The 12039-nt window shown below is 55.5% G+C and carries 10 protein-coding genes and 1 pseudogene; 6 read left to right on the top strand and 5 right to left on the bottom strand.

The annotated features are described in order from the left end of the window. Positions 1–28 precede the first annotated feature (28 nt). The 3 genes from phaR (at position 29) to Q1A75_RS19285 (ending at position 1721) form a co-directional block, all read left to right on the top strand. Entirely contained in the window at positions 29–586 is a 558-nt protein-coding gene (gene phaR / locus Q1A75_RS19295; protein WP_299555670.1) for a polyhydroxyalkanoate synthesis repressor PhaR, read from the top strand. Positions 587–841: 255 nt separating this feature from the next. Beyond that, on the top strand, positions 842–1465 hold the full coding sequence (locus Q1A75_RS19290) for a transposase (protein WP_299555672.1): 624 nt from the start codon (positions 842–844) through the stop codon (positions 1463–1465). Next, positions 1434–1721 carry a transposase gene (locus Q1A75_RS19285; protein ID WP_299592692.1) on the top strand — a complete coding sequence of 96 codons (288 nt, stop codon included), beginning with the start codon at positions 1434–1436 and terminating at the stop codon, positions 1719–1721. Before Q1A75_RS19290 ends, Q1A75_RS19285 begins: the two co-directional genes overlap by 32 nt. Positions 1722–1985: 264 nt before the next feature. Here the strand turns inward: Q1A75_RS19285 and Q1A75_RS19280 are convergent, their stop codons facing one another. From Q1A75_RS19280 to Q1A75_RS19260, 5 genes are all read right to left on the bottom strand, one after another. Next, positions 1986–3626 carry an ABC transporter ATP-binding protein gene (locus Q1A75_RS19280; protein ID WP_299555674.1) on the bottom strand — a complete coding sequence of 547 codons (1641 nt, stop codon included), beginning with the start codon at positions 3624–3626 and terminating at the stop codon, positions 1986–1988. 2 nt (positions 3627–3628) lie between these two features. Next, positions 3629–4495: an ABC transporter permease gene (locus Q1A75_RS19275; RefSeq protein WP_299555676.1), complete on the bottom strand. Its 867-nt coding sequence runs from the start codon at positions 4493–4495 to the stop codon at positions 3629–3631. Further along, complete coding sequence (locus Q1A75_RS19270; RefSeq protein ID WP_299555678.1) at positions 4492–5469, bottom strand: ABC transporter permease; 978 nt, start codon at positions 5467–5469, stop codon at positions 4492–4494. The genes Q1A75_RS19275 and Q1A75_RS19270 overlap by 4 nt, the downstream gene beginning before the upstream one ends. 63 nt (positions 5470–5532) lie before the next feature. Beyond that, positions 5533–7113: an ABC transporter substrate-binding protein gene (locus tag Q1A75_RS19265; protein WP_299555679.1), complete on the bottom strand. Its 1581-nt coding sequence runs from the start codon at positions 7111–7113 to the stop codon at positions 5533–5535. Positions 7114–7219: 106 nt separating this feature from the next. Continuing rightward, positions 7220–8161, bottom strand: coding sequence for a LysR family transcriptional regulator (locus Q1A75_RS19260; RefSeq protein ID WP_299555680.1), 942 nt, complete (start codon positions 8159–8161; stop codon positions 7220–7222). A gap of 106 nt (positions 8162–8267) precedes the next feature. Here Q1A75_RS19260 and Q1A75_RS19255 point away from each other — a divergent pair, with 106 nt between their 5' ends. The 3 genes and pseudogenes from Q1A75_RS19255 to Q1A75_RS19245 form a co-directional block, all read left to right on the top strand. Continuing rightward, positions 8268–9905 carry an amidohydrolase gene (locus Q1A75_RS19255; protein WP_299555682.1) on the top strand — a complete coding sequence of 546 codons (1638 nt, stop codon included), beginning with the start codon at positions 8268–8270 and terminating at the stop codon, positions 9903–9905. Continuing rightward, a complete protein-coding gene (locus Q1A75_RS19250) occupies positions 9898–10767 on the top strand; it encodes a CobW family GTP-binding protein (protein WP_299555684.1) in 870 nt (289 codons plus the stop codon). The genes Q1A75_RS19255 and Q1A75_RS19250 overlap by 8 nt, the downstream gene beginning before the upstream one ends. Positions 10768–11187: 420 nt before the next feature. Beyond that, a pseudogene (locus Q1A75_RS19245) lies at positions 11188–12039 on the top strand (transposase); the annotation flags it as partial.

The raw sequence follows: 12039 nt of genomic DNA, 5'->3' as shown, positions 1-12039 counted from the left end.
AGCACGCGGCATCGGGGAGATCAGGCACGTGACAGAGAAACCAGCACCATTGTTGATCAAACGCTATGCCAGTCGGCGGCTCTACAACACCGAGACGAGCGACTACGTGACCCTTGAAGATATCTCGGGATTTATCCGCGACGGGCGCGAGGTTCAGATCGTTGATCTGAAGACCGGGGATGACCTGACACGGCAGTACCTGTTGCAAATCATCGCCGAGCACGAGAGCCGCGGCGAGAGTGTGCTGCCCGTGGACGTGCTGAACGATCTGGTGCGCAGCTACATGGGCGGTGGGGCGTCCGTGGTGCCGCAATTCCTGCAAGCCTCGTTCGAGATGCTGCGCGACGGTCAGAGCAAGGTCATGGAGAACATGAATGTCATGAATCCCATGGCCAAGATGCCCGGTTTCGAGATGATGCAGGCGCAGCAGGAAGCATTCATGAAGGCCATGACCGGTGGTCTTGGAACAGCATGGGGCGCTTCGGGAACTGCGCCTGAGGCTGAGGCCAAGGAAGAAGCTGAAGATCTGGATGTCATCAAGAAGCAACTGGCGGAATTACAGGAAAAGCTGTCGAAACTGTCGTGACGGGTAAGACGTATTAGTAGGCGTCGACCGTCAGATGTTTTTTGTGTTCCTGATGTGAATCCGCACTGAACCTGTGGCGTCTGGAGGCTGAGTGTCCGGTTTGGGCCGATTGTGTTGAGCCACCCTGCTTGTTTGGTGAACTGATCGCTGCTTCAATTTCGGTCTTGATACTGGAGATTGCTTGCGATGAAGGGGTCAAGGCGGGCAGCCTTGTTCCATGAGTTCTCGCTGGCGGGTGACATCCGGTAGGATCCCTTGCTTCGTGCGATTGATCGGTTTGTCGATCTGAGCAGCACCCGCGTATATCTGGTGGATTTCCACAGCCGCACAGGCCGCTCGCCGAATAATCCGGATGCTCTTGGTGGAATATCGCTTCGGTATTGGGTCAGAGCGGCGTTTATGCGAGAGGTTCACTTGAACCTCGCCTGCCGCCGGTTTTGCGAGCTAAATCTTTCGGATCCGATCCCGGATCGTTCGATCTTTTCCAAGAACCGGCATGGAAGGTTCCGTGACTGCGATCTGTTCCGGCATTTATCCGAGACCGCCGTGGCATGCTGTATGGCGGACGACTTGGTTGATGGCGAGACCCTTGCGACGGATGCCAGCATCATCCAAACCGATGCGAACAAGCAATACTCGGCGCCAAAGGTAGAATGGGAAACGGCACAGATAGACCCGGCGGTCGTGCCAAGAGCCGTGCAAGAATATCCTGAGACCTTGGATGACGCTGCATTTGGTGCTGCAAGTGAGGTGACGCCGAAGGTCACATCGTTCTTTGATCCCGCCACGGATAAATACACTTGTCCTGGTGGGAAACCCCTCAAGACGTATTGGCGAAAGATGCGGCTTGACCGCCTGCGTCTGCAAGGATGGCATTGAACGGTACTACGCCAGCAAGACACGCTGCTCCGCCTGCGCTCTCAAAGAACAGTGCACGTCCAACAAAGACGCCCGTATTATCTCACGATACGCCCACGAAGCCGCGCATGAAAAGGCACACCAAATTGCCAAAACAGACGCCTACACCGATGCCAGCCGACGACGAAAGAAAGTAGAAATGCACTTAGCCCACCTCAAAAAGATCATGCGGCTCAAATGGAGCGACGGTGGACAAGTGAAGAAATTTTCACTTTGAACGCTTTAGTTTTGTTTACGGTGTTGCGATGGAGTGAGGCTATCAACCGTGGCCACAGTCGGCGTTATCGTCCTAAGTCCGAACATGTAGGATCCCAGTTTCCTGATCTGGACGCTCCTATTGGCGCATGCGTCCACTAGGGCGGGACATGCGATGTCGCGGCAGTGGGTCGCGGCAGATTCAGTTGCATTTATCGGAGGGGTCGCTGTCTTGGTTGCAACGGCACCCGATTGGACTGCCCCATCAGCCTTTAAATCGACCCCGTTAGGCCGGCTGATCAAGGCTCAACTTGTACTGCGCACGTTCAATAGAGGGGACCGCAGCAAGCAAGCGACGGGTGTAATCTTGTTTAGGGTCTGCGAAAACAGCGTTTCGGGTCCCGTGCTCTACGATGTCACCCATATACATGACCGCGATATCGTCGCACATCTGCTGCACAACGCCAAGATCATGACTGATGAACAGATATGTCAAATCGAGATCACGCTGCAGGTCTTTGAGCAAGTCGAGGATTTGGGCCTGAATGATGACATCAAGCGCCGAAACCGCCTCGTCACAGATGATCAAAGACGGGTTTGTGGCAAGTGCGCGGGCAATCCCGATACGCTGTCGTTGCCCGCCCGAGAACTGATGCGGGAAAAGGTTCATTTGGTCAGGCTTCAGGCCCACCTGTTTGAACAGCTCCGCCACACGCGCAGGCCGGTCTGCGACGGGGTAGGTTCCCAGATTGTCCAATGGCTCGCTGACAATCGCCCCAGCGCGCAAGCGCGGGTTGAGGGAGGAATACGGATCCTGGAAAATAACCTGCACTTTCGCGCGCGCCCGACGGAGCGCTTCACCCTCCAGTGCCAGAACATCGGTGCCGTCCAGTGTGATTTCGCCCGATTGTGCATCGACGAGGCGGGCCACGGCGAGGGCTGCGGTGGTCTTTCCCGATCCACTTTCGCCGACCAGTGCCAGTGTCTTGCCCTTGGCGATATCAAAGCTGATTCCGTTCACCGCCGTAAACATCTCGCGTTTGCCAAATCCCTTTTTCACCGGGAATTGCACGGTGAGGTCTCTGACGCGCAGCAAGGGGATATCGTGTTCGTCTGTGCGTGGGGTGGTATCAAGTGTTTCACTTGTCAGATGTGGCACGCTTGCGATCAGGGATTTGGTGTAGCTGTGTTGCGGGTTCTGCAGAAGATCGTGCACGCGGCCGCCGTCCACTTTCTCACCTTTGAGCATGACAACAATCCGGTCTGCCATTTCGGCAACAACGCCCATGTCATGGGTAATCAGAATCGTGGCGGTCTGCATCTCGCGTGACAACTCACGCATGAGGTCGAAAATCTCGGCCTGTACGGTCACGTCAAGCGCGGTCGTCGGTTCGTCTGCGATCAGGATCTTGGGCTGACATGCCAGCGCCATTGCAATCATCACTCGTTGCCGCTGTCCCCCTGACATTTCATGTGGATATGTTGCAGCGCGGCGTCTGGAATTGGGAATGTGCACCGCATCCAAAAGCTCGACGGCGCGGGACCATGCGTCGGTTTGGCTTAACCCCTGATGGCGGCGCAACACTTCCGCAATCTGTTCGCCAACGGTGTAAACCGGGTTCAACGAGGTCATAGGTTCCTGAAAGATCATCCCGATCTGATTGCCGCGGATATCACGCAGCGCGCTGTCTTCCATTTGGGTCAGATCCTGGCCTTCGAAAATGATACGGCCCTTTGCAATGTGCCCGATGCGCGGCAACAGTCCCATGATGGCCAGCGCTGTCATGGACTTGCCGCTGCCAGACTCGCCAACAATACTGAGCGTCTCTCCCGGTTCGACATGCATGGACAACGCGTCCACGACAGGCACCATCCCGCCGCGTGTCGCAAGTTCGACCCGTAAGTCTTCGACTGACAATAGCGGCATGGTCAGCGCTCTCTCAATTTGGGGTTCAGGGCGTCGTTCAGCCCGTCGCCGACAAGGCTGACGGCAAGCACGGTGATGAAGATGGCAATGCCCGGAACCGTGACAGTATAGCTTGCATCAAGGATATATTGCCGGTTCGAGCCGATGATCTGACCCCAGCTTGCGACGTTCGGATCGGTCAGCCCAAGAAAACTCAGACCTGCTTCGAAGAGGATGGCGGACCCCACCATCAGGGCCGCCTGCACGATGATCGGGGGCAATGCGTTGGGCAGGATCACACCAAAGATAAGCCGGTTGTCCCGTACGCCACCTGCGCGCGCGGCTTTCACATATTCCAGTTCCCGGATGCGCAAGAACTCGGCACGTGTGATCCGTGCCACGGCGGGCCAACTGACCAGGCCGATTGCGATTGTAATCATCAGCAGCGAGGCTCCGAAGAGGGCAACAATGACCATTGAGAACAGAAGTGTCGGGAGGACCTGAAAAAATTCGGTCAGACGCATAAGGATTTCTTCGACCCAACCGCGATAGAAACCAGCCACAGCACCAACCGTGATGCCAATGGTGACCGTCACGAAGGCAGCGGCCAAGCCAACGGTCAGTGTTACCCGTGCACCATGAATGAGCATCGAAAGCAAATCCCGGCCCAGATAATCGGTGCCAAGCAGGTAACCTTCCTGGCCCGGCGGGGTGAACGGCACCCACACCATATCAAAGGGGTTGCCAGGATAGATCATGGGCCCAAAGATCGCGATCCCGCCGATCAAAAAGAGCATGAACAGCCCGGCCATTGCCGCGTGATTGCGGCGGAACATCCCGAAGGCTTCGGCAAACGGGGACCGGGCTTTGATAACGGTGTTTTCACTCATGTGCTTTTCCGGATGCGGGGATCAATCAGGCGCAGGGCAAGGTCGGTCAGAAGGTTGCCGATGATCACGACAAGCGCCGAGAAAAACAGGATGCCCAGAATGGTCGGTGTGTCGCGTGCAAGGATGGACGTAAGCGCAAGTTGCCCAAGCCCCGGCCAGGAAAATACCGATTCAACCAGGACAGCGCCTGAAATCACGGCAGAGAATTGCAATCCCGCCAGGGTGACAACCGGTGGCAGGGCGTTTTTCAAACCATGCTTCAATGTGACGTCGCGCGGGCTCAGCCCTTTGGCTTTGGCGGTACGAATGTAGTCGGAGCCAAGAACCTCCAGCATGGATGCGCGGCACAGTCGTGAATAAAGCGCGATAAAGATCGACCCAAGAGACAGCATTGGCAAGACAAGGTGATGCGCGACCGACAGCGCCTGTGGGAAGAAGCCACCGTCTATTGTGACATCTCGCATCCCTGCAACCGGGAAAAGCGGGATATTCAGTGAAAACGCAATGAGCAGCAAAATCCCGGTCCAAAACACCGGGGCTGCATATCCGAACAATGCAAAAAGGGTCACGATATGGCTCAGGATGCCGTTTGGGCGAATGGCGGCAAAGACGCCCAACAAGATGCCCAGGATCAGCGCAAAGATTTGCGCCGAGAACACCAACAGCAATGTTGCGGGCAATCGCTCAAAAATCATCTCGGTCACGGGGCGGTTGTAAAAGTACGAATGCCCGAGATCGAATTGCAGGACCCGCCAAACATAATTGCCAAGCTGCACGATGATGGGTTTGTCCAACCCGTATTCGGTATGGATCTGTTCCATCAACTCGGCGCTTGCGCCGCCCATATCGGCAGCAATTGTGTCCACGACATCGCCCGGAGCGAGGTTGATCATCGTGAAATTCAGCACAAGAACAGCGATCAGCAGCGCAAGCGCATAAGACAGCCGTTGTGCCAAAACCTTTAGAATGTTCATAAGCACCCCGTAAAATGTCCCCCCCATCAATGGGGGAGGGACGTCAAAGCAGTTGTTTGACGGCTACTCTTTCAAGAAGACCAGATCATAAGGCGACGAGGACGCCCAGATGCCAAGTGGCGGATTGCCCACCTTGTTGCTGTAGATCGTGTGGTAAGGCAGCGTATTGGTCCAATATACAGGCAGGTCCTCTGCAAGGATCTCCTGGAATTCCTTGTACAGGGCCGCCCGCTTTTCGGGGTCAATCTCTTGGCCGGCCTCGCCCATGATCCGATCAATCTCTGCGTTCTTATACTGCTGTGTGTTCGACCAAATCACGCCTTCCTTGATGTTCTGGCTGTCATAGGTGCGGTGGACGCCGATCACCGGGTCGCCCCAGTTGAACACTGTATCCCACGTCATATCAAAATCATGGTTCGAGATTTTGTTGGCCCAGGTCGGGAAATCCACAAAGGAGTTTACAGTGACATCAATGCCGATCTTGGCCAGTGATGCCTTGGTAAATTCAGCTTGTGGTTTCGTCGTCGGGTTGCCGTGGTCAATGGTCAAGGAAAACCGTGTGCCGCTGCTGTCAGCAGGATAGCCAGCCTCGTCCAAAAGCGCATTTGCCTTGTCGAGATCCAGATCATAGCCGTTCACATCCGGATAATACAGCGGCGAGCCGGGGTGAATGCCGGTCTTTGCCTCCTGGCTGAGCCCCAGCATGATCGCATCAAGAATGAACTTCTTGTCGACCGCGTAGGCAATCGCTTGACGCACCCGCTTGTCAGCCAAAGGACCGTCAGAACCGGTATTGAACGCCAACCAGTTGATCGGACCAATCGCTGCATAGCCTTCATCGGTTGCGACAAGGTTCTCATTCTCACTCATGCGTTTGATATTGCGCACCGTGTTTTCAAAGGTCGTCATGTGCAACTCGCCGTTCTCCATCCCAATGGCGCGGGCTGAGGCATCCTTGATAATGCGATAGACGATCCGGTCCAGATAGGGGCGCCCCTCAATGAAGAAATCGCCGTTGCGTTCCAGGATAACCTGCTGATCTGCGGTGAATTCGACAAATTTGAATGGGCCTGATCCTACGACATCCTGACCATTACGTGGATGTGCCTTGGGATCCTGACCGTCGCCGTAAATGTGCTTTGGGATGATTGGCATCAGTTGTGATGACATAGCCAGCAAAAGTGCCGGGTGGGGCTGGGACAGTTTCAGAACTGCGGTATGTGCGTCTGGCGTTTCTACGGTTTCTACAACACCAAACATTGTCTTGAACGGGTGGTTCGCCTTGATAGTATCAACCGAGAAGGCGACATCTTCTGAGGTAATCGGCTCTCCGTCATGGAAACGGGCGTCTTGCACCAGCTTCAATGTCATCGACAGGCCATCATCGGACCATTCCCAGCTTTCCGCGAGATAAGGCTGGGGTGTCCAGTCTTCATCATAGCGTAAAGGTGCCGCAAAGAGTTGCGCGCCGGGCGCGCCGGTAACGATCCCGGACTGAACGGCTGGGTTCAGATGGCGCGGTGTTTGCGGTAGGGTTGTTACAAGTGTTCCGCCGCGTACTGGTTCTTCGGCCATCGCGGTTGAACACAACATGGCAGCGCCGCTGATGGCCATTGCCAATTTGGTCAGGACACGTGTCTTCATCCAGATTTCTCCCGTTGATATGATTATTATTAGGAAGAGCGTAGGATGATCCGATCCTTCGGGAAAATAGATTTAATACGCTTGAATGCACCAAAAAACATAGTTTCTAGCTGGCTTCCACTTCTCGCACGGCAAGTTGCTCGAACAGGCCCTCGTTGCGAAGTCCTTGGCAACATTCGATAAATCTCATTACGGACCGCGGCAAGGTTTGGCGGGCTTGCGTCACAATGCCAAAGCGCCGCGCGGGAATTGGGTCAGTGACCGGCAACACGGTGATCCCTCGATTGATGCCCTTGTCTGAAAATGGGCGTGCGTTCAGGATCGAGAATCCAAATCCCGACGCGACAAGGGTGCGGATCATTTCAACAGAGGATGATGTGTGCGCAATGCGCACGTCAATTCCCGCCCGTTTGAATAAGTCGGGATAGTACTGGCGTGACTTGTGCAGTTTGAGGTTGATCATTGGACGATCTTGCAAATCAGCGAGGCTGACTTCTAAACGGCGCGCAAGGTCATCTTGATCGTTGACCAATGCGTAGTGCGGCAGGTCTACCATTGCGTCAAATGTATGGTGGTTCCCGGTCACTTCTTCATAGGTGAAGGCGACGTCCGCGGCACCGCTATCAAGATAGTCGATCACGCTGTCCATGTCGCCCTCGACCAACTCGAATTGAACGTTAGGATAGTCGGCCTGAAAGCGTTTGATCGCTGACGGCAGAAATATTGATGCGGCGGTGGCAAAACAGGCAAGCCGGATGCTGCCGGTAATCGCACCACCGAGCGCATATAGCTCCGATTCAAATTCGCGGCTTTCCGCCAGAAATCCATCCACCAACTTCAGTGTTTCGGTTCCGGCTCGGGTCTTGTGTAAGCCCTTGGCAGGCACACGCATAAAGATGTCGAACCCCAGTTCGGCTTCTATAACGTCAATGGCCGACGTTATAGAACTTTGCGAGATGCTCAGTTCTTTGGCTGCGGCGGCAATGGAACCCAGCCGCCCCGCTGTCGCCACATACCGCATTTGTTTGAGTGTCAGATTACCTGGCATGCCTTCCACCAAAAAATATGTCGATATGGGCAATTAAATCTACTTTTTGGGAGAAGGAAAACCTCTTAAGTCTGAGGCCACGCCCTGAAACACGATGGATTTTGCCATGATAACGATTTTTTCCGCTCGTAAGATCCTGACGATGAACCCCCAAAATCCCGAAGCCACTCATGTGGCAATTCGCGATGGCGTCATCCTTGGTGCGGGCAATCTGTCAGACCTCGGAGGTTGGGGTGATTATGAGTTAAATATTGATTTCGCTGACAAAGTTCTGATGCCTGGCTTTGTTGAGGGGCATTGTCACCTTCAGGAAGGGGCGCTGTGGTCCCATACATATGTCGGTTTCTTTGACCGCATGTCGCCCGAAGGCGAAATGAACGTGGGCTGCCCGTCTCTGGACGAGGTTCTGGCCAAGCTCGCTGCGGCAGAGGCTAAGATGGACGACCCGACCGCGCCGCTTCCCGCTTGGTCGCTCGACCCGATCTACTTCGACAACCAACGCGTCAACCGTGCACAACTCGACAGTATTTCGACAGAGCGTCCGATCGGGATCATGCACGCCTCGGGCCACATTATGAACGTGAATACCAAGGCGCTGGAACTCGCGGGCCTGCTGCGTCCGGGTATCAATCACGAAGGGGTGCCGCTGGGGGCTGACGGTCTGCCGACCGGCGAGCTGAAGGGCCCCGATGTTATGAGCCCCGTGTCCATCCACGTGGGGTTCGACCGGGACATGCTTGCCTGTGATGAGGGCGGTATGTGGCGCTTTGGCAAGTTATGCGTGCGGGCAGGTGTGACAACCGCAACGGATCTTGCAGCCCGCCTTCCGGAGGATGCGGTCAACTTGATGCACAAGGTGACTGGTAACAAGACGTTCCCGGCCCGTATCGTCCCCTTGCGCTTTCATCATGGGGTCAGCCCGGAAGATCTGATCAAACATGTTGAGGACCTCGCGCCCAAAAGCACCGATAAGCTGCGTCTGGGACGGATCAAAATTGTGGTGGATGGCTCTATCCAGGGGTTCTCGGCACGCCTGCGTGCACCGGGCTACTACAATGGAGCCCCCAATGGTCTTTGGTACATCGCGCCCGAGCAACTGGCCTATGTTCTGGAAAACGCTTTGGCAAAGGGTATTCTGGTGCATTGCCACACCAATGGGGATGAGGCCACACAACTGGTGATCGACACGATGCGGCGGGCATTGCGCGAACATCCCGCAACGGATCACCGATTTACCTTGCAGCATTGCCAACTGGCAGACACTGCGCAGTTCAAACAGATTAAAGAACTTGGCCTCTGCGTGAACCTGTTTGCCAATCATCACCACTACTGGGGGGATCAGCATTACGAGTTGACCGTGGGGCCGGAACGGGCCGAGCGCATGAATGCCGCTGGCACTGCCGCGCGTCTGGATGTGCCCTTTGCGATCCATTCGGATGCGCCGATCACTCCGTTGGGCCCGCTCTTCACCGGCTGGTGCGCGATGAACCGGAAAACCGCCTCCGGCCGCATATTGGGTGAGCGCGAAAAGATCACGCTCGATCAGGCGCTCCACGCAATTACGTTGGGAGCAGCCTACACATTGCACCTTGATGGTGAGGTTGGATCGATCGAAGCGGGTAAACGCGCCGATTTCGCGGTACTGGAAGACGATCCGCTGGACATGGGCGTGGACGGGCTGAAGGACACACGGGTCTGGGGCACCGTTCTGGGTGGAGAGATTTTCGCGGCTGCCGATGTCTGATGGCCCACTTCTGCTGACCATCATTGCGGGCTATCTGGGTGCCGGCAAAACGACCCTTGTCAATCAGTTGCTGCGCCATGCCAACGGGACACGCTACGCGGTGATGGTCAATGAATTTGGCAGTCTGCCGATAGATGAAGACCTGATCGAAGCCGAAGGTGATGACCTGATCACACTGGCCGGTGGGTGTGTGTGTTGTTCCTACGGTGATGATCTGATGATGGCGATGGCGCAGATGCGCGATCTGGAACCGAGGCCCGATCACATCCTGCTGGAGGCCTCCGGTGTCGCGCTGCCCGGAAACATTGCGGCCGCGATCAGTCTTTTCGGTAATGATATCGAGGTTTTGGGCATTGTTCTTTTGGCTGATGCAGAGGTTCTGTCGGACCAGCTTGCGAACCCCTACCTGTCAGATACCGTGACGCGGCAGCTCGCTGCAGCTGACCTTGCGGTGCTGACCAAAGTTGATCTGGCAACACCAGACCAGATGCAACGCGCCCGCCAGATCGTTGCAGATCATGCGCCAAACGCCGCCGTGATTGAAAGCGAGGGTGCCGATCTGACGCAGTCTATTCTACTTCTGTCGCGCCAAGACACGCAGCAAACCTTCGGAACCGACCATACACCACATCACATTCACTTAGTGACAGAGACTCTGCCAATGGCCGATGCCGTCGATGCTGAGAGTTTCGCCGACCAACTGGCACTTAACCCCGAGGTCGTGCGTGCCAAGGGGCATCTCACCAACAGCAGTGACGGCAGGTTGATGACACTGCAATTGGTCGGTCGTCGATATTCGGTCTACCCCGCAGCGGCGTATGTCAAGCAGGGGCTAGTGATCATAAAAACAAATGGGCACTAGGGGAAAGCTCCTGTCGCGTCATTTCTGAGGTGCGGTGCTCACACCGAAATTGGCTGCTCAGACGGTTATCTGGCCTGCGCGCGTTCCTTCAGATGAACAACATCATTCGAGTTTCATTTCTGGATTATATTGGCCTCGCGACAGGAAACCCGGGATCGACACGTTACGACAGAGTATGTATCCAGTGAATTTGGGCGCTTGTGTGTTCCATTTCAAACGCATCAAATAGGCGTCTGAATGCCGCCTCTTGCTGCAATGAATGGATGGCTCCAAATCCGGATTTCAGAATGATCTTCAATGATCGAGATGGCGTATTTTGTTGGAAAACCCTGACTTGATCGAATGGTAAGTCGCTGATTCAATTCGGCCTGCAAGGAGGGATTGGCGATGATGAGACCGCGGTAGGAGGCACAAGCTGCGCTGTTGTTAAGAGTTCTCTTTCGAGGATCATGTGCCAAATGATCACCTGCTGCGATCAATTGGTTGGTTTGTCGATCTGAGCGACATCCGCCAGTATCTAACTGATTTCTACAGTCACACTGGCCGCCCGTCGGTCGATCCCGAACTGCTGATCCGCATGCTCTTGGTGGGATATTGCTTTGGCATCCGGTCCGAGCGGCAACTTTGCGAGGAGGTACACCTGAACCTCGCCTACCGCTGGTTCTGCCGTCTCGATCTCAATGACCGCGTTCCTGACCTTTCCACCTTTTCCAAAACCGGCACAGACGTTTCCGCGAGAGTGAGTTGCTGTGTCACCTGTTCGAGACGACAGTCGCGCGCTGCATCGAGGAAGGTCTTGTCAGCGGTCAGCGCATGGCTATTGATGCCAGCCTGATTGACGTCGATACGGACAAGCAGAACTCGACGCCGAAGGAAGAATGGGACGCCGCAAGCATCGAACCAGCAGATGCGCCTCGTGCGGTCCGCGAGTATCTCGGCACACTTGATGAGGCGGCATTCGGCACTGCCAGCGAGGTCCAGCCCAAGTTGACCTCGCATTCAGATCCTGCCAGCCAATGGACAGCTGCTCGTAAAGGACCAGCATTCTTTAGCTATTCCGACAATTACCTGATCGATACCGATCACGGGGTGACCGTCGATATGGAAGCCACGCGATCTATTCGGCAGGCAGAAGTGGGATCACCAAGACGATGTTGACAGGGGTGAAGGCGAAGTTCGATCTGCATCTCGAGCAGCTGATCGCCGACACCGCCTACGGCACCGGGCCACTTCTGGGCTGGCTGGTCGACCGCAAGATCGTGCCGCACGTCC

The organism is uncultured Tateyamaria sp., from assembly GCF_947504105.1.
Taxonomy (GTDB): Bacteria; Pseudomonadota; Alphaproteobacteria; order Rhodobacterales; family Rhodobacteraceae; genus Tateyamaria.
The sequence above is the reverse complement of the archived record's forward strand: the minus strand, read 5'-3'. Positions and strand labels throughout refer to the sequence as shown.

What these genes read in the sequence shown, in the direction of transcription:
- Q1A75_RS19270 (WP_299555678.1), bottom strand. Translation starts at nt 5,469, where the DNA reads ATGAACATTCTAAAGGTTTTGGCACAACGGCTGTCTTATGCGCTTGCG.
- Q1A75_RS19265 (WP_299555679.1), bottom strand. Translation starts at nt 7,113, where the DNA reads ATGAAGACACGTGTCCTGACCAAATTGGCAATGGCCATCAGCGGCGCT.
- Q1A75_RS19275 (WP_299555676.1), bottom strand. Translation starts at nt 4,495, where the DNA reads ATGAGTGAAAACACCGTTATCAAAGCCCGGTCCCCGTTTGCCGAAGCC.
- Q1A75_RS19255 (WP_299555682.1), top strand. Translation starts at nt 8,268, where the DNA reads ATGATAACGATTTTTTCCGCTCGTAAGATCCTGACGATGAACCCCCAA.
- Q1A75_RS19280 (WP_299555674.1), bottom strand. Translation starts at nt 3,626, where the DNA reads ATGCCGCTATTGTCAGTCGAAGACTTACGGGTCGAACTTGCGACACGC.
- Q1A75_RS19260 (WP_299555680.1), bottom strand. Translation starts at nt 8,161, where the DNA reads ATGCCAGGTAATCTGACACTCAAACAAATGCGGTATGTGGCGACAGCG.
- Q1A75_RS19250 (WP_299555684.1), top strand. Translation starts at nt 9,898, where the DNA reads ATGTCTGATGGCCCACTTCTGCTGACCATCATTGCGGGCTATCTGGGT.